General features: G+C 65.0%; 15 protein-coding genes and 1 other RNA gene. 8 read left to right on the top strand and 8 right to left on the bottom strand.

The annotated features are described in order from the left end of the window. Positions 1–209: 209 nt before the first annotated feature. The 5 genes from gcvH to ACZ9IL_RS04905 all read right to left on the bottom strand — a co-directional run bounded on the left by gcvH (position 210) and on the right by ACZ9IL_RS04905 (position 5,471). Positions 210–599: a glycine cleavage system protein GcvH gene (gene gcvH / locus ACZ9IL_RS04925; RefSeq protein ID WP_476002504.1), complete on the bottom strand. Its 390-nt coding sequence runs from the start codon at positions 597–599 to the stop codon at positions 210–212. 77 nt (positions 600–676) lie between these two features. Next, positions 677–1,774, bottom strand: a complete 1,098-nt coding sequence (gene gcvT, locus ACZ9IL_RS04920; protein WP_476002503.1) for a glycine cleavage system aminomethyltransferase GcvT — start codon at positions 1,772–1,774, stop codon at positions 677–679. A gap of 407 nt (positions 1,775–2,181) precedes the next feature. Next, positions 2,182–3,402 carry an FAD-dependent 2-octaprenylphenol hydroxylase gene (locus ACZ9IL_RS04915; RefSeq protein WP_476002502.1) on the bottom strand — a complete coding sequence of 407 codons (1,221 nt, stop codon included), beginning with the start codon at positions 3,400–3,402 and terminating at the stop codon, positions 2,182–2,184. A gap of 87 nt (positions 3,403–3,489) precedes the next feature. Next, positions 3,490–4,710, bottom strand: a complete 1,221-nt coding sequence (ubiH, locus tag ACZ9IL_RS04910; RefSeq protein ID WP_476002501.1) for a 2-octaprenyl-6-methoxyphenyl hydroxylase — start codon at positions 4,708–4,710, stop codon at positions 3,490–3,492. A gap of 191 nt (positions 4,711–4,901) precedes the next feature. Continuing rightward, on the bottom strand, positions 4,902–5,471 hold the full coding sequence (locus ACZ9IL_RS04905; protein ID WP_476002500.1) for a UPF0149 family protein: 570 nt from the start codon (positions 5,469–5,471) through the stop codon (positions 4,902–4,904). A gap of 173 nt (positions 5,472–5,644) precedes the next feature. Here ACZ9IL_RS04905 and zapA point away from each other — a divergent pair, with 173 nt between their 5' ends. After that, entirely contained in the window at positions 5,645–5,977 is a 333-nt protein-coding gene (gene zapA / locus ACZ9IL_RS04900; protein WP_476002499.1) for a cell division protein ZapA, read from the top strand. A gap of 16 nt (positions 5,978–5,993) precedes the next feature. Then, positions 5,994–6,175: non-coding RNA, 6S RNA (ssrS, locus tag ACZ9IL_RS04895), on the top strand. 237 nt (positions 6,176–6,412) lie between these two features. Here the strand turns inward: ssrS and emrD are convergent. Continuing rightward, positions 6,413–7,612 (bottom strand): multidrug efflux MFS transporter EmrD, encoded by a 1,200-nt coding sequence (emrD, locus tag ACZ9IL_RS04890; protein WP_476002498.1) that lies wholly within the window; start codon positions 7,610–7,612, stop codon positions 6,413–6,415. A gap of 722 nt (positions 7,613–8,334) precedes the next feature. On the opposite strand from emrD, the gene ACZ9IL_RS04885 reads away from it, so the two are divergent. The 6 genes from ACZ9IL_RS04885 to ACZ9IL_RS04860 all read left to right on the top strand — a co-directional run bounded on the left by ACZ9IL_RS04885 (position 8,335) and on the right by ACZ9IL_RS04860 (position 15,236). Then, positions 8,335–9,351, top strand: a complete 1,017-nt coding sequence (locus ACZ9IL_RS04885; protein ID WP_476002497.1) for a LacI family DNA-binding transcriptional regulator — start codon at positions 8,335–8,337, stop codon at positions 9,349–9,351. 58 nt (positions 9,352–9,409) lie between these two features. Next, complete coding sequence (locus ACZ9IL_RS04880) at positions 9,410–10,897, top strand: sugar ABC transporter ATP-binding protein (RefSeq protein ID WP_476002496.1); 1,488 nt, start codon at positions 9,410–9,412, stop codon at positions 10,895–10,897. Then, complete coding sequence (locus ACZ9IL_RS04875) at positions 10,878–11,870, top strand: ABC transporter permease (protein WP_476002495.1); 993 nt, start codon at positions 10,878–10,880, stop codon at positions 11,868–11,870. Before ACZ9IL_RS04880 ends, ACZ9IL_RS04875 begins: the two co-directional genes overlap by 20 nt. A gap of 83 nt (positions 11,871–11,953) precedes the next feature. Further along, the gene (locus ACZ9IL_RS04870) at positions 11,954–12,934 is read left to right on the top strand and encodes a substrate-binding domain-containing protein (protein ID WP_476002494.1); all 981 of its coding nucleotides are present in this window, start codon (positions 11,954–11,956) and stop codon (positions 12,932–12,934) included. 71 nt (positions 12,935–13,005) lie between these two features. Beyond that, a complete protein-coding gene (locus ACZ9IL_RS04865; protein WP_476002493.1) occupies positions 13,006–14,091 on the top strand; it encodes a sugar phosphate isomerase/epimerase family protein in 1,086 nt (361 codons plus the stop codon). Continuing rightward, the gene (locus ACZ9IL_RS04860) at positions 14,088–15,236 is read left to right on the top strand and encodes a Gfo/Idh/MocA family protein (RefSeq protein WP_476002492.1); all 1,149 of its coding nucleotides are present in this window, start codon (positions 14,088–14,090) and stop codon (positions 15,234–15,236) included. Before ACZ9IL_RS04865 ends, ACZ9IL_RS04860 begins: the two co-directional genes overlap by 4 nt. Positions 15,237–15,578: 342 nt before the next feature. On the opposite strand, the gene ACZ9IL_RS04855 is transcribed toward ACZ9IL_RS04860, so the two are convergent. Both ACZ9IL_RS04855 and ACZ9IL_RS04850 read right to left on the bottom strand, forming a co-directional pair. Then, positions 15,579–16,970: an ABC transporter ATP-binding protein gene (locus tag ACZ9IL_RS04855; RefSeq protein ID WP_476002491.1), complete on the bottom strand. Its 1,392-nt coding sequence runs from the start codon at positions 16,968–16,970 to the stop codon at positions 15,579–15,581. Further along, positions 16,967–17,773, bottom strand: coding sequence for an ABC transporter permease (locus ACZ9IL_RS04850; RefSeq protein ID WP_476002490.1), 807 nt, complete (start codon positions 17,771–17,773; stop codon positions 16,967–16,969). Before ACZ9IL_RS04850 ends, ACZ9IL_RS04855 begins: the two co-directional genes overlap by 4 nt.

Raw genomic sequence — 17,773 nt, 5'->3', positions numbered from 1 at the left:
CTCCACTCATGTTCGGGTGTCGCGGGCACGGTGTGCGGACACGGGATGCGGCGGGCGCATCCATGGGGGTCGCGGTTCTGGCGCCCTCTCCTGCACCGCGCAAGGCGAGCAGAGAGGAGGCGCGGGCGACTTCACCCGACCGCCACAGGACGCGGGTCGCTGGCGGCCATACAAAAAAGCCCTGCAAATCATTGCAGGGCCCGACATCATTACGCTTCGTCCACCACGTTCTGGTAGCCGTCGGCATCCAGCAGGTTGGCCAGCTCCTCTTCGTCGTCCAGCTTGATGCGGAACAACCAGCCAGCACCGTAAGGGTCGGAGTTGACCAGCTCGGGGCTGCCTTCCAGCTCTTCGTTGATGGCCAAGATCTCGCCGCTCACCGGACTGTAGATATCGGAGGCGGCTTTCACCGACTCGGCCACGGCGCAATCGTCGCCGGCACCAATTTGTTTGCCTACTTCCGGCAGATCGACGAACACCATGTCTCCCAGCAGATCCTGGGCGTGCTCGGTGATACCGACCACGGCCTCACCGTTGGCTTCAACGCGGATCCACTCGTGGGAGGTGGCATATTTCAGTTCGCTCGGGATATGGCTCATGTGTGCTTCCTTTATGCTCTTGAATCGCTTCTACAAAAAAACTGGCGAAGGGGGTCGCCCTTCGCCGCAATAGATTGTTACACCAGTGGCTGGCCGTTGCGCACGAACACCGGCTTGGTGACCTTCACGGTGACCAGCTTCTTGCGGATCTCCACCTCGGCCTGATCCCCGATGTCACGGGGCACCCGTGCCAGGGCGATGCTGTAGCCCAGGGTCGGCGAGAAAGAACCCGAGGTGATCACCCCTTCCCGCTGCTCACCGCTCGCGGTGGTAAAGGTGACTGGCATGCCGGCGCGCAATACGCCCTTCTCGGTCATCACCAGCCCCACTAGCTTGGGCTGTGTACCCGCCGCCTTTTGGGCTTCCAGCGCGGCGCGGCCGATAAACTGACGGTCACTCGGCTCCCAGGCCAGGGTCCAGGCCATGTTGGCGGCGAGCGGGCTGATGCTTTCGTCCATGTCCTGGCCGTAGAGGTTCATGCCCGCTTCCAACCGCAGGGTGTCGCGGGCGCCGAGGCCGCAGGGGGCCACGCCGTTGTCCAGCAGCGCCTGCCACAGGGCGCAGGCCTGCGGCTCGGGCACCACGATCTCGTAACCGTCTTCGCCGGTGTAGCCGGTGGTGGCGATGAAGAGATCCCCCGCCTGCACCCCGAAGAAGGGTTTCATTCCCGCCACGGCGGCGTTTTGTTCTGCACTGAACACCTTGGCCGCCTTGGCCTTGGCCTGGGGGCCCTGCACCGCGATCATGGCGAGCTCGGGGCGCTCACAGACGCTCACCCCGAAGTCGATGGCGTGGTGGCGGATCCAGGCCAAGTCTTTCTCGCGGGTGGCGGAGTTCACCACCACGCGGTAGAACGTATCGCCAAGATAATAGGTGATGAGGTCATCGATGACGCCACCTTCCGGATTGAGCATGCCGCTGTAGAGGGCCTTGCCGGGGACGGTGAGTTTGGCCACGTCGTTGGCCAGCAGGTGTTGCAGGAAGGCTTTGACCCGCTCGCCGGTCAGGTCGACGATGGTCATGTGGGAGACATCGAACATGCCCGCATCGCTGCGCACCGCGTGGTGCTCTTCCAGCTGGGAGCCGTAGTTGATGGGCATTTCCCAACCGTGGAAGTCCACCATCTTGGCGCCGGCTTCCAGGTGCTTGGGATGCAGTACAGTAGTCTGGATCATCGCATTCTTTCCTTAGCAAAGAGCCCTAAAGCGTTAGCGACAACACTCGCGACCCATCCTTCTCTCTTACCTCTCGGGAAGAGAGACAGGATCACAAGGTCTGTGCTCGTTCCTGCCCTTGCCGGGCAAGAGTGATTCCTTGAACGGAGCGGATTATATGACAAGAGCAGGATGCTGCCGCTCAAAAAAAACTAATCCCCTCCCCGTAAACTGGCACCAGACACTAAGGCAAAAACAGTGATAAAAACAGTATTGACCGGACATTTGCGAGATTTTATTTTGATTTTTACCGTTTCATCACAATTTACAGAAAAACGTTTCGCTTCGCGCCAACATTAAAGGCTGATGCCCCACAGGGGCATTTTGCCTCATCAGATTAGTTTTGTTGTGAAAAACCCTGAGTAGTATTAGATTTTTTCACCCTTGGCCAGGGCGGGCAACTCGCCATCGAGTCCCATCGCGGAGCGGATCACCTGCCCCTTGAGCGGGGTCAGGGCATCGAACGCCCGCAGCCCCACCCCACGCACCAGCTTCTTGAGCGGGTGGCTGCCACCGAACAGCCGCTTGAGCCCCTCCATCGCCGCCAGCATGCGGGCGGCCTCGCTCTTGCGCCAGCGCTCGTAGCCGCGCAGGTTCGCGAGCTGGCCGATATCGGCCCCCGCACGCTGGCTCTTGAGCAGTTGCTCGGCCAGGGCCGCCGCGTCCAGCAGGCCGAGATTGACCCCCTGCCCCGCCAGCGGGTGTATGGTGTGGGCCGCATCCCCCACCAGCACCAGCCGCTCGCGGGCAAAGTCGCGGGCATAGCGGGCGGTGAGCGGGATGGCGCCGCGCGCCCCTTCCACCTTGCACAGCCCAAGCCTTGCGTCGAACGCCGCGGTGAGCTGACGGTTGAATTGTTCGTCATCGCAGGCACACAGTGCCTCGGCCCGGGCGGCGGGCACCGACCAGACGATGGAGCAGAGATCGGGCTGCCACAGGGGCAGGAAGGCGAGCGGCCCTTCCGGGGTGAAGATCTGGCGCGCCACCGCCTCGTGGGGCTCGCTGCTGCGCACCGTCGCCACCAGGGCGTGATGACCATAGTCCCAGCTGGTGAGCGGAATGTCCGCCTGACGGCGCACCCAGGAGTGGGCCCCGTCGGCCGCCACCACCAGTTTGGCCGAGAGGGCGCGGCCATCCTCCAGCAGCAGGACGGCTCCCGCCTCGCCACATTGCAGGCTCTGGGCCCGGGCGGGGGTGAGCAACTGGATGTTGCTTGTACCTTGAATGGCATCGAGCAGCGCCAGCTGGATGACCCGGTTCTCGACGATGTGGCCGAGGGCGCTCTGGCGCAGGCTGGCGGCATCGAACGCGATGTGGCCGAAGCTGTCTTGCTCCCACACCGCCATCTTGTCGTAAGGCTGCAGGCGACGCGCCTCGACCCCGGCCCAGGCACCAACCCCCTGCAGGATGCGCTGGCTGGCGAGGCTCAGGGCGCTGACCCGGTTGTCCGGCGCCTCCCCGAGCGCGGCTTCGGGCAACTGTCCCTCTACCACGGCCACGCTCAACGCACTGTTTTTAAGGGCGGCGGCGAGCCCAAGGCCCACCATGCCGCCCCCTACGATCACCACATCCACCGTCTGCATTTGCATTCTTTAGTTCCTTCGCTGGCCGGCCGCCTCGGCCACCGGCATCATCAATCGGTTAGCAGGCGAGCCTGCCTGTCGGAGCCGCCACGCTCATCTCGTCGTCTGGTTGACGAAGCCCAGGGTCTGGGCCGCCAGCGGCCCCTTGAGGCAGGCAAATCGTCCCATCAGGGAGAGCGCCAGGTTGCGACCCGCCACCAGCGGGCCGTGGCCGTTGGAGAAGAGCTGGGCCAGGGACGAAGTCAGCCAGATGGTGTGGGCCTGATCGTCCTGACGCTGGCGCCAGTAACCGCTCAGCACCCCGAAACTGCCGATGTCCTCCCCCGCCGCGAGCGCGCCGGCGACGGCCCGGGTCAGCAAGTCCAGATCCCGCATGCCGAGGTTGAACCCCTGGCCGGCGATGGGATGCAGCAGGTGGGCGGCATTGCCCACCAGCACGGTGCGCTGGGCCAGCGGATAGTCGGCGGCGGTCAGCGCCAGCGGATAGCGGTGGCGCGCGCCGGTGCGCTCGAAGCGCCCGAGCCGCCAGCCGAAGGCCTGTTGCAGGCGGGCGAGGAAGGCGGCGTCATCCAGTGCCATCAACCCGTCCGCGTCGTCATGCCTTACGCTCCACACCAGGGAAGAGAGCCCGTCCTGCATCGGCAGCAACGCCAGGGGGCCCCCCTCGGTGAAGCGCTCGAACGCCCGCCCCGCAGGCGCCTTGGCCGTCTTGACTGTGGCGATGATGGCGCTCTGCTCATAGTCGTGGCGGCTGACCGCCATCTTGAAGTGCTGACGCACGAAGGAGTTGCCTCCATCGGCCGCCACCAGCAGCCGGGTCTGGTAATGCTCACCGCTGGCCAGGGTCAGTTTCACCCCCTCTTCCTGCGGCTCGATCGTCGAGAGCTGGGCCGGGCAGCACAGCCGGATCTGCGGACAGGCGGCGAGCCCCTGCTGCAGCACGATGCCTGCTGCCGACAGCTCGATCACCTGACCGAGTGCCGGTAAGCCGTATTCCGCCGCCGACAGGCGAGCCTGGCCGAGATGGCCCCTGTCCGAGACATGGATGTCGGTGATGGGGGCGCAGTGCGGGGCGAGACGGGACCAGAGGCCGTGACGGGCCAGCGCCTCGCAGGTGCCCGCCGACAGCGCGATGGCACGGGCATCGAAACCGGGGTGAGCGTTGAGTTCGGGGGCGCTCGCCTCCAGCAGCAGGATCTGCAGGGGGGCACCTGTCGGCCCGCGCAGGGCCGCGAGGGAGAGCGCCAGCACGGCGCCACTCATACCACCGCCGACGATAGCCACATCGACGTGAACCAGAGAGGATTGAGACATGAGATGAGGGGAAGCAGCTGAAAACATGAAGGAGATGCTACCACAAAGCCGCTCCCCGGGATGCGAAGCCACGGGCAAAAACCGCGTTGAGGCCATATGTTGGCCGCGCCGGCACCCGGCGCCCCGCCATGCAAAAGAGCGCCACCGGGACGCTCTCTTGATAGGGACTGACAGTCGCCTGCTGGCGGGGATCAGTGCAGGGTCGGTGGCGTGCTCGGGGCGTCCGGGCGCTTGCCGAACTCCTCGAAGGCCATCATGACCCCGAGCCGCACGTGCTCGTAGAGCACCAGGAAGGAGGCTTCGTTCTCGTCGTCCTCCTGATCGAACTCGGCGGAGACCTGGGTGATGCTGGCGATGTCCTGGATCATCTCCTGCAGCTCTTCCGAGGCCCGAGACAGCTCCTGCTGCACCACGCCAAAACCGGCGAGGAAGGCCTGGGACCAATCCACCAACGCGTCGATGCGCTCATCCAGCGGCGCCTCGTCGCTTGGCAGCAACAACTCGACGCCCTTTTGTGCCATCAGGCCCTCGATGACGCCCTGATAGAGATCGGTCATCACCTGGCGCACCGGTGCCGGCAAGCCGAAACCGTCGTTGACCAGATCGTTGAAGGGCGGCAGCCAGCTCTTGTCATCCAGTACCACACCACCGCAGACCAGGCCGCAGATCACGCCATGGGCCTCGACAGCCGTTGCCATCAGCTCATGTCGCTCCATCAGGTCGGCCACGGCCGCGTATTTCAGGGGGTTTGTTTTGCTCATCTAAGATCCGCTCAAAGTTCAGGCAAATATGCGAAATTTATGGTCAGGATCCTAGCATTCTGCCCCTTCCAGAGCCAGCAAGGCCTTGAAACTTCTGCATCTGCGCTATATAGTCCCGCCCAGTTGTCCACGTGGATAAAGGCGGAAATCAGCCCCGCCGTATTGAGGAAGGCATGAGCATAGAGGCCGTAGAAATCGTCATTCTGGGACGTCCCTACAAGGTATCCTGTCCCCTGGGACAACAGGACGCCCTGCGCCAGGCCGCCGACCAGCTGACTGACAAGCTCATCGAGCTGCGTCAACGCTCCAAGGTCTCCAGCAACGAACAGCTTGCCGTCATGGCGGCGCTCAATTTCTGTCATGAGCTCTGCCTTGAAAAAGAGAAAAACCACCAATACTCTGAGACCATGGACAAGCGGATCAAGATGCTGCAGCGCACCATAGAAGCGGCCCTGATCGAACACGGACAATATGGCGAATCCAGCGAAGAGGGCCGACAGCCCTAAGCGCGACCCGTTTTAAAATTCCCTGGGATGTTTGTCAGCCGGTTCAAGTCCCCGAGCCGATAATCATACCCAACAGGAGGTCTATCTTCTGACTATTGCGCATGCTCGGCCCGACCGAGAAGCCTGCGGCCAGTTTAGATCTCCGCCTTGAACTCACGGTTCAAGGGCCCAAACCGGCAACGGCATTCCGGGGTACCAACAGCAAAAAGCCCGTCAGCATATGACGGGCTTTTTCTTTGCCTGCGAAGAAGACTTCCCCGCCCCTCATCGCACAAGCAGTGCACCAGCACTCTATTCTTGCGCTCAACCAGCCGTTTTCTCTACCACCATGACCTCTCCTCCCGGCCATGACCAAGTGTCGCCCTCTCCTTCACCCGCAGTCAGGCAATAAAAAGCCCGCCGACGAGGGCGGGCTGTTTGCTGCAAGCGAGCGAGCTAGACGGCCATCTGCTCGTGGGGCGAGCCGTGGTGGCGCAGCCAGGCGAAGCTCATGGCCACCAGCACCACCATCAGCGTCATGATGGCCCCCAGGGTCAGCTGGCCCTGCATCGGGAAGCTGGCGGCCAGCAGGGTGACCACACCGGCCCCCAGGTTCTGCATGCCCCCGAGGATGGCACCGGCGGTACCCGCCTGACCCGGGAAGGGCTCGATGGCGCAGGAGGTGGCGGTCGGGTAGAGGATGCCGCTACCGATGAAATAGACTGCCGCGCCGCCCACCAGGGAAGCCGCACTCACCAGCCCGAACAGGCCGGGCACCAGGATGATGAGGGAGCCCAGCGCCAGGAAGGCAATGCCAAGGCGCATCAGCTTGCCCTGACTCAGGCGAAAACTCAGCTTGGCGGAGAGCCAGGCGCCAAACAGGTAGCCGGGCAGCGGCAGCACGAACAACACGCTGACGGTACGGGCGCTGAGCTTGAGCACATCGCCGAGCAACACCCCGGCCGCCGCCTCGAATACCGCCAGACCGGCGAAGGTCGCCATCAGGCAGAGCAGGTTGCCCTGAAAACGCGGATTACCGAGCACGTGGCGATAGGCGGCGCTAACCCGCAGCGGCTGCTGACGAGCGGCCTCCGGCAGGGTCTCGCCAAACCAGGCAAGCAGCGCCAGAGTGGTCAGGGCGCCAAAGCCGAACAGGAACCAGTAACCGGCGCGCCAGTTAAACAGCTCGGTCAACCAGCCACCCAGCACAGGCGCCAGCAGCGGGGAGAAGATCACCCCCATGCTCACCAGGCTGTTGGCCCGGTTCAGCTCGGCACCGTTGTAGCGATCGCGCATCACAGTCCGGCTCATGGCGCCACCGGCGCCGGTGCCCAGGCCCTGGATGAAGCTGCCAGCCAGCAGGGCACTGAAGTGCGGGATCAACTGGATCACCAGGGTCCCGACCAGAAACACCATCATGCCGATGAGCAGCACGGGGCGACGACCAATCCTGTCCGACAGCGGCCCGTAGACGAACTGGGAGAGGCCGTACGGAATGAGGTAACAGGCCATCACCGCCTGCAACTGGCCGGAGGCCACGTTGAAGTCCCCCGCCATCATGGGAATGGAGGGCACATACAGGGTCTGGGTCATCTGACCCACGGCGACCATCAGGATGGTCAGAAAAAACAGAGGATAGAAACTGTGCCGAGTCATAGCTGTAGTCCCGCAAATCATCAAAAAGCTGCCACGCCCCTGGCAGATTGCTGCAGGGGATCCAAACAAGGGTCACTGAAGGGTAAAAACAAGGCGGAGGACCCGCACCAGCCGAAAGCAGGACGCTCTCTTGGCTGCGGTAATATTAGTGATTCATGTCACAAAAAACGAACGAATCTTTATAATCTGCTTTCCCCAGTTTTTCTAATGTGACCTGATTTCTTCTTTGTTGTGGATGAAAATCAAGCGGTTATTGCCGGCGACTCCCCTGTCTCAGCCCACGAACTAGGCCGATGGCGCAGGGGCCAGCGCTTGTGCAGAGCCCGGGCCCGATATGCCGCTCACGAGTCCAGGTAAAAGGCCCCTTTTTATCAAGCTAGGCCTCGTTTGTGCATCGACAGGGATCCGGCCCTGCTCTACCAGCCTCCAGCGAGGCTTCCTCCTCTGATCGGCCAGCACCTCAATATGCTCACCGACAAGAGGCCACGGCCCATTTCACCCGAGCGAGACCGATTTTTCCTTCGCGGTACTGGCCGGGAGACGCCAGCCTGAAGAGAGTGTTGTCGACAAATGACACCGAATATCCCCACGGCGGCATTCTAAACAGCCCAATAAAATCAACGATATATAATTTTGTTATTTTTTTGTTACTACAAACTTGCGAACTCGGCTGACCTCGCCTAAAAATGTAATCGATTACATTTCACCCGCAGGTAACTGGAATGAGCCGAGCCCCCTCCCCCGTCAATCCCGTCTCCATGGCCGCCGTGGCGGTTCAGGCCGGGGTGTCGGTCGCCACCGTCTCAAGGGTGCTCAACCAGCAGGAGGGGGTCACCACCAAGACCCGGGCCAAGGTGGAGCGCGCCGTCCACGAGCTCGGCTACAGGGTCAATCATCTGGCCACCAGCCTGCGCACCGCCAAGAGCGGGTTGCTGCTCATCATGGTGCCCGACCTCACCAACCCCTTCTACATCGAGGTGGTGCGCGGCATCGACCGGGTAGCCCGCCAGCACGGCTACTTCGTGCTGCTGTGCGACACCGGCGCAGATCCGGGTCGGGAGCGCTCGGCCTTCGAGCTGCTGCGCACCCACAGGGCGGATGGCGCCATCTGCCTGGACCCCGACTCCATCCAGCAGGGGCTGAGCCAGGAGATCAACGCCCTGCCCTGGGTCGCCTGCTGCGAATTTGATCCCGCCATGGCCGTGCCCTACGTGGGCATCGACAATCAGGCAGCGGCCGCGGCGGCGGTGCGCTATCTGCTGAGCCGGGGCCATCGCCGCATCGCACTGATAGGGGCGGATCCCGCCTACCTCTATGCCCGCCAGCGGGAGGCGGGGGTACGCCAGGCTCTGGCCGAGGCCGGCCTCACCCTGGCACAGGAGTGGAACATCCAAGTCACCAGCTTCAGCTTTCTGGCCGGGGCCGAGGCGGCGCAGCAGTTGCTGCGCTGCCCCCAGCGCCCGACCGCCATCTTCGCCGTCGCCGATGCCCTGGCCATCGGCCTGATGCACAGCTTGCAAGAGGCGGGGCTGCGCATCCCGGATGACATCGCCATCATGGGGTTCGATGACATAGCGCTGGCCGCCCAGCTCAATCCGCCGCTCACCACCATGGCCCAACCCATGGACGAGCTCGGCGCCGAGGCGGCCCGCCTGTTGCTGCAACGGCTGAGCGCCCCCGAAGCCCCGCCGACCGGCTCTCTGCTCCCCCACCGGCTCGTCGTCAGAGGCAGCGTCTGATGCCCCTCATCCCGCGTTGCCTGCAGCCTGAACGGGTCTGCCATCACAGGAGAATGTCATGAGTCTCAGTGTCGAATTTCGCGGCGTCTGCAAGGACTTTGGCCCCATACGGGTGCTGCACGGGGTCGATTTCGACCTGGCGGCAGGCCGGGTCTACGGCCTGCTCGGGGAGAATGGCGCCGGCAAGTCCACCCTGATGAAGATCCTCGCCGGTTATGAACCCATCAGCACCGGCGAGATCCGCATCGATGGCGAGGCTTGTCGCTGGCGCTCCTCCCGCGAGGCGGAGCAGGCGGGGATAGTGCTCATTCACCAGGAGCTCAACCTGGCCGAGCACCTGACTCTGACCCAGAACCTGTTCCTCGGCCATGAGCTGAAGCGGGGCTGGTTGCTGGACGAGGCCACCATGGCCAGCCAGACCCGACATTATCTGGAGCTGGTCGGGCTGCAGCGCCCCCCGGCCACCAAAGTGCGGCAGCTTATCGTGGCGGAGAAGCAGCTGGTGGAGATCGCCAAGGCCCTGTCGCGCCAGGCACGGCTGCTGATCATGGACGAACCGACCGCCACCCTGACCCCGGGGGAGACGGCGCGACTGTTTGCCCTCATCGCCAGGCTCAAGGCCCAGGGCACCACCATCGTCTACATCTCCCACAAGCTGGACGAGGTCAAGCGAGTCACCGACGAGATAGTGGTGATGCGCGACGGCCGCTTCGTCAGCCGTGGCGAGACGGCGGCGTTCAGCCGCCAGCAGATGGCCAACCTCATGGTCGGGCGCGAGATGTCGGACATGTTTCCCCCGCGCCGCCCTCCCCCACAAGGTAGCGACATCGCCCTCGCGGTGAACGGGCTTTGCGTCCCCGGCTGGGTGGAGAGCCTCGATTTCGAGGTACGCAGCGGCGAGATCTATGGCTTCGCCGGGCTGGTGGGGGCCGGTCGCACCGAGGCATTCGAGGCCATCCTGGGGCTGCGCGAGCGCCAGGCGGGCAGCATCCGGCTGGCCGGCAAAGAGGTGCGCATCGACAGTCCGCGCGCCGCCATGAAGCAGGGGCTCACCTACCTGCCGGAGGATCGCAAAGGCAAAGGACTGCACATCGACCTCGGGCTGACCGAGAACCTCACCCTGATGACGCTGGCCCGCTATGCCCATCCCTGGCTGGACAAGGGCGCCGAGCGGGCGGCCCTCGGCCGCGCCATCACCGATTTTGGCATCAAGGCCGGCGCCCACGGGATCCGGGCCCGCATGATGTCGGGGGGCAATCAGCAAAAACTGGCCCTCGCCAAGTTCCTGCACCCGGACCCCAGGGTCATCGTCCTCGACGAGCCGACCCGGGGGGTGGATGTCGGCGCCAAGCGCGACATCTATTTCCTGATCCAGCAGCTGGCCGCCGAGGGGCGCGCCGTCATCGTCATCTCAAGCGAACTCATTGAACTGATCGGCCTGTGCCACCGGGTCGCCGTGCTGCGGGCAGGTCGCCTGCAGGCGGTGCTGCCCGCCCATCATCTGACTGAAGAGGAGTTGATCGCCTATGCAACCGGTACCCACTGACACCCGCAAAGCGCGGCTCTCTTCCCTGCTGTCGGGCACGGGACCGCTGCTTGGCCTGATCCTGCTGTGCCTGCTCGGGACCCTGCTCAATCCCGACTTCGCCACCCTGGACAACCTGCTCAACGTGCTGACCCGCACCGCCTTCATCGGCATCATCGCGGTGGGCATGACCTTCGTTATCATGTCCGGCGGCATCGATCTGTCGGTCGGCGCCATGGCGGCCCTGATCGCCGGCGCCATGATCCTCATCATGAACCAGCTCGGCACCGGAGCACTGGCGGATGCCCCCCTGCTGGTGGTGATCATCGGTATCCTGCTGGCCCTGGGGCTCGGCCTGCTGTTCGGGGCCGGTCACGGCCTGCTCATCACCAGCGGCAAGATAGAACCCTTCATCGTCACCCTCGGCACCCTCGGCATCTTCCGGGCCGTGCTGACCTATCTGGCCGATGGCGGCGCCCTGACCCTGGACGATACCCTCGGCAATGTCTACGGCCCCGTCTATTACGGCAGCCTGTTGGGGATCCCCATCCCGGTCTGGGTCTTCCTGCTGGTGGCGCTGGCCGGGGGGCTGCTGCTCAACCGTACCGCCTTCGGTCGCCATGTGCAGGCCATCGGCTCCAACGAACAGGTGGCGCGCTACGCCACCATCCGGGTCGATCGAGTCAAGCTGCTCAGTTATGCGCTGCTCGGGCTCTGCGTCGGCATCGCCACCCTGCTCTATGTGCCACGTCTGGGCTCCGCCACCCCCACCACCGGACTGTTGTGGGAGCTCGAAGCCATCGCGGCCGTGGTGGTGGGCGGCACCTCCCTCAAGGGGGGCGAGGGGCGCATCTTCGGCACCCTGGTGGGCGCCATCCTGCTGTCGGTCATCAGCAACATCCTCAATCTGACCAGCATCATCAGTGTTTACCTCAATGCGGCCGTGCAGGGCGTCGTGATCATCATGGTCGCCTTCATGCAGCGCAGGCGTTGAGGCGGATAGAAAAAAGGCAACACAGAAGTGAAAGAGGTAAACCCCGTGGCGAGGCCTCCCCTCGCCGGACAAGGAATGGGCAGATGCCCAACAGTCAAGAGGCTATCAAGATGAACAAGATGCTACACACTCTGGGCGCCTGCGCCCTTATGCTCGGTGCCGGCAGTGGCTGGGCGGCCGAGAAGATGACCCTCGGGGTCTCGATCCCGACCGCGACCCACAGCTTCACCGCCGGCATCGTCTGGTGGGCCAACAAGGCCAAGGCGGATCTGGAGAAAGCCCACCCCGACCTCAAGGTGATCGTCAAGACCGCCGCCACGGCGCCGGATCAGGCCAACCAGTTGCAGGATCTGCTGACGGTCAACAAGATAGACACGCTAGTCATCTTCCCGTTCGAGTCAGCCTCCCTGACCAAGCCCGTGGCCCAGCTCAAGCAGAAGGGGGTCTATGTCACCGTGGTCGATCGCGGGCTGACCGACACCAGCGCCCAGGACGCCTACGTGGCCGGGGACAACACCGCCTTCGGCAAACTGCCGGCGGAATTCATGGCCAAGACCCTCAATGGCAAGGGCAATATCGTCGCCCTGCGCGGCATTCCGACCACCCTCGACAACGAGCGCTTCGACGCCTTCACCGGCGTGATGAAGCAACACGGCGACATCAAGATCCTCGACGCCAAATACGGCAACTGGAACCGGGATGACGCCTTCAAGGTGATGCAGGACTTCCTGACCCGCTTCAAGCACATCGATGCGGTCTGGGCGGCGGATGACGACATGGCGGTCGGGGTGCTCAAGGCCATCGATCAGGCCAAGCGCACCGACATCAAGCTGGTGTTCGGCGGTGCCGGTGCCAAGGGGGCGATCAAGACCCTGATGGAGGGCAGCGATCCCCGCATCCAGGCCAACGTCTCCTACTCCCCCAAGTTCATGTATGACGCCATCATGATCACCGCAGAGGCGCGCCTCAAGGGTGAGCGCCTGCCGGCCAACACCATCATCCCCTCGGTGCTGATCACCCCGCAGACCGCCAAGGAGTTCTACTTCCCCGACTCCCCGTTCTAAGCCGTCACTGGCGACCGGCCCCGCCGGTCGCTCATTTAATCCGCTTATCGCACTTTTATTCAGGAGTGCCCATGAAGACCATCAAGGGACCGGCCATCTTCCTCGCCCAGTTCATGGGAGACCAGCCACCGTTCGATACCCTCACCGGGCTCGCAGACTGGGCCGCCGGCCTCGGCTTTCGCGGCCTGCAACTGCCAACAGACCCGCGCCTGTTCGATCTGACCAAGGCGGCCGACAGCCAGGATTATTGCGACGAGGTCAGCGGCCTGCTGGCCGAGCGGGGGCTCGTCATCACCGAGCTCTCCACCCATCTGCAGGGCCAGCTGCTGGCGGTCCATCCCGCCTATGACACGCTGTTTGACGGCTTCGCCCCCCCGGCGGTGCGCGGCAAGCCCGCCGCCCGCACCCAGTGGGCGGCCGATCAGCTCAAGGCAGCCGCCAAAGCCTCCCAACGACTCGGCCTCGATGCCCATGTCACCTTCTCCGGCGCCCTCGCCTGGCCCTATCTCTATCCCTGGCCCCAGCGCCCCGCCGGGCTCATCGAGGAGGCCTTCGCCGAGCTAGCCCGTCGCTGGCTCCCCTTGCTGCAGGCCTTTGACGAGGCCGGGGTCGATCTCTGCTACGAGCTGCACCCGGGGGAAGATTTGTTCGATGGCACCACGCTGGAGCGTTTCCTCGAGGCGACCAACCACCACCCCCGGGTCAACGTGCTCTACGATCCCAGCCACATGCTGTTGCAGCAGCTCGATTACCTCGCCTTCCTCGACAACTATCACGAGCGGGTGCGCGCCTTCCACGTGAAGGACGCCGAGTTCAGGCCCTCGGGACGCCAGGGCGTCTACGGCGGCTACGCCCCGTGGCTGGAGCGGGCGGGACGCTTCCGCTCCCTGGGGGATGGCCAGATCGATTTTGGCGCCATCTTCAGCAAGCTTGCCCAGTACGACTATCCCGGCTGGGCCGTGCTGGAGTGGGAGTGCGCCCTCAAACACCCGGAGGATGGCGCCGCCGAAGGGGCCGACTTCATTCGCCGCCATATCATCCGGGTTGCCGAGCACGCCTTCGATGACTTCGCAGGCAGTGGCCTGGCACAGGAAGAGGTCAGACAGCTGCTCGGCCTCGGCGATCATCCGAGTGATAAAAAAGGAGCTAAAAAATGACACGACGACTGCGTCTGGGCATGGTGGGCGGCGGCCAGGGAGCCTTTATCGGCGCTGTGCATCGGCTGGCCGCCCGCATGGACGATCACTATGAGCTGGTCGCCGCCGCCCTCTCCGCCGATCCCACCAACGCCCGGACGAGTGCCCTCGCCCTCGGGCTGGATCCAACCCGTAGCTACGAGGATTACGCCGCCATGGCCCAGGCAGAGGCGGCCCGGCCCGACGGCATCGAAGTGGTAGCCATCACCACCCCCAACCACCTGCATGCCCCGGTGGCGAGCGCCTTTCTCAGGGCCGGGATCCACGTGATCTGCGACAAACCACTCGCGCTGTCCCTCGCCGAGGGGGAGGCGCTAGCCCAGCTCGCCCACCAGCAGCAACGACTGTTCGCCCTCACCCACACCTACTCCGGCTACCCCATGGTGCGCCACGCCCGCGAGCTGGTCGCCGCTGGAGAGCTGGGAGAGCTGCGGTATGTGCAGGTGGAGTACCTACAAGATTGGCTCGCCCACGCCATCCCCCCTGGCCAGAACAAGCAAGCAGACTGGCGGGGGGATCCCGCCCGCGCCGGGCGGGCGGGTTGCCTCGGTGATATCGGCACCCACGCCTACCAGTTGGCGGCCTTCATCACGGGACAGCTGCCGAGCGAGCTTGCCGCCGAACTCCACAGCCTGGTGCCGGGGCGGCCGCTGGATGACCATCTGCAAGTCTGGCTGCGCTACTCTAACGGTGCCCGTGGCTCGCTCAACGCGAGCCAGGTCGCCAGCGGCGAGGAGAACCGGTTGCAGATCCGCCTCTATGGCAGCAAGGCCAGTCTGGTCTTTCGTCAGGAGGAGCCGAACCAGCTCTGGTTTACCCCGATCGGGGGCAGTAGCCAGCGTCTGACCCGGGGCCGGGTGGATAGCCCGGCGGCGCGCCATGCCAGCCGCGTGCCTGCCGGCCACCCCGAGGGCTATCTGGAGGCCTTCGCCCAGCTCTACACCGATGCGGCCCTGCAGATCCACGCCCTCCAGGCGGGCCAGGCCCCTCCCCCCGAGAGCCTGGCGCTGACCACGGTCGAGGACGGGGTGGCCGGCATGCGTTTCATCGAAGCCAGCCTGGCCAGTCACGCCGCTGACGGACGTTGGCACCCGCTCTCCCCCTGACGCCGCGCTGGGGGAAGAGCCTCGACAGACAGGCCGGACGGCGCCATTCACCCGGCGCCGTCCGGCGGTTTGTCAGCGGTTGTACCGGTTTGAGCTTATGCACCCTCATCTCCTTTTCATCGCGGGACACCCCTGCCAGTGGCAGTGTGTCGAACTTTAAATTATCAAAAATTCAGTCATTTATTTCATCATTGCGGAATATTATGTCGCGAATTGCGCACGATCTTGCCGCCACTGTGACGGGGTCATCCGCCCTGCGAAGGGGCGGCTCAAAGAGCCCGCCTCGATAAGCCGCCCGGCTGTTTTCATCCAGCCCACCATCTGGCTGTCGTTCCTCGCCCCTCAGCCAGACGGCCCGCCCCCCAGCCGCAGGCAGCGATCGCCGACCTTGTCGGCCAGGGCCTCGTCGTGGGTCACCAGCAGCAGGGCGCAGCCGATCTCGCCGAGCTCCTCCAACAGGCAGGCCATGGTCTGCTGCTGGCTGAGGGGATCAAGCCGGGAGCTGGGCTCGTCGGCAAACAGCAGCACGGGGCGCAGCAGCAGGGCCCGGATCAGGGACAGGCGCTGCAGCTCGCCCCCGGATACCTGGGTCGGCAGGCGCATCAACAGGCGCTCGTCGAGCCCGAGCCTCCCTAGATAGTCCGCGAGGCGCTGGCGGGGCAGCCGATGGCGGCGCAGCAGATCGTCAAACAGGGTGCCGAGGCGCACCCGGCTGGCGAAGGCCTGCACCGGATCCTGATAGAGCTTCTGCCAGCGGTGGGGGGCTATCCCTTCCCGGCGCAGCACCCGCCCTTGCAGGGGCCGCTGCAAGCCGAGCAGCACGTTGCCGAGGGTGCTCTTGCCCGCCCCGCTCGGCGCCATGATGGCCAGTCGCTCCCCTTGCGCCAGCTGCACATCGAGCGCCTCGAACAGCCGCTGCTCGCCATAGCCCATGGTCAGGCCCTCCCCCCGCAGCAGCCAGTCACCGGGCACGGGAGCACTCGCCCTCGGCCAGGCCCCAGGCTCCGCCGCCAGCAGGGAGCGGGTGTAGGGGTGGGCTGGCTGTTGCAGTACCCGCTCGGCGGGCCCCTGCTCCACTATCTCACCCCCCTTGACCACCAGCACCCAACCTCCCAGGGCGCGGGCCAGGGCCAGATCATGGGTAATGGTCAGCAGTTGGCTGCCCCGCGCCAGATAGCCGAGCAGCAACTCTTGCAGCCTCGTACAGGCCTGCCGGTCGAGCCCCTTGGTGGGTTCATCGGCGATGAGCAGCCGGGCCTGCCCCAGGGTGGCCGCCGCGAAGGCGGCGCGCTGGGCCATGCCACCGGAGAGCTGGTGCGGCAGCTGACGCTCGTGCCCCGCCAGCCCCAGGCGCTCGAGCAATGCCCGGGCCCGCGAGCGCGCGCAGGGGCCGTTAGCCAGCCAGCCCTCCTCCACCTGACGCAGCAACCCCATGGTGGGATCCAGCGCCAGCACCGGCTCCTGCGGCAGCATCGCCAGCGCCCGCCCCCACAGGGTCCGCAGCCGACGGGGCTCGGCCAGATCGTGATGCTGAGCCGCCACCTCGAGCCGCCCCAGAGCCCGCAGGGGCGCGGGCAACGTGCCCATCAGGGCGTGGGCCAGCAGGGATTTGCCCGAGCCGCTCTCCCCTATCAGAGTCAGCGCCCTGCCCGGCGTCAGGGTCAAGTCCAGCGCCTGCAGCAAGACCTGCCTGCCGTCGCGCACCTGCAGGCCCTTGATATGCATGGCCGTCATGGGGTAACTCCTTGTGAACAACGGGAATGAGGGGCGGCCCGCTGATTGAGCAGCACCAGTGCCAGCAGCATCAGCCCCATCACCACGATCGGGGCCAGCAACAGGCGAGGCGCCTCCTGATAATGGGGCAGCGCCTCCGTCATCATCAGCCCCAGCTCCGGGGTGGGCGGCTGAATGCCCACCCCGACGAACCCCAGGGTCGAGAGGGTCAGGATGGTGCCGCCGAGGCCAAACGCCATCATGGTCAGCAACTGGGGCGCCAGCACGGGCCAGAGGTGGCGGCGCGCTATGTAGCCATGGCCAAAGCCAAGCAACCGGGACGCCTCCACCTCGGGCGAGGCGAGCAAACTGCGGCTGCGGGCCCGCACCACCCGGTAGTACTCCACCCACTGCGCCATCGCCAGACCGAGGTAGAGGATGGCGAAACCGCCCTGGGCCATGGCGGAGAACAGCAGCACCAGCAGCAGGCTCGGCAGGGCCAGCACGGCGTCGGCCAGGCTGCGCAGCAGCCCATCCACCCACCCCCCGCGCCAGGCGCAGAGCCACCCCAGCAGCATGCCGAGCAGGGCGGCGGTCATGACGCACAAGATCCCCAGCAGCAAAGACAAACGGGTCGCCGCCCCGAGCCGCGCCATCAGGCTGCGGCCCAGCTGATCGCGGCCCAGCGGCTCCTGCCAGCTTGGGCCCGCCAGGAAATGGGCCAGATCCTGGGCGGCGGGATCGGACCAGACGAGGGGGGCCAGCACGGCAAACAGCAGCACCAGCAGGAGCAGACCCGCCCCCGCTTTGACGGAAAAAGACAT

The sequence above is a fragment of the Aeromonas sp. TECH754 genome (assembly GCF_056279295.1).
The sequence above is the reverse complement of the archived record's forward strand: the minus strand, read 5'-3'. Positions and strand labels throughout refer to the sequence as shown.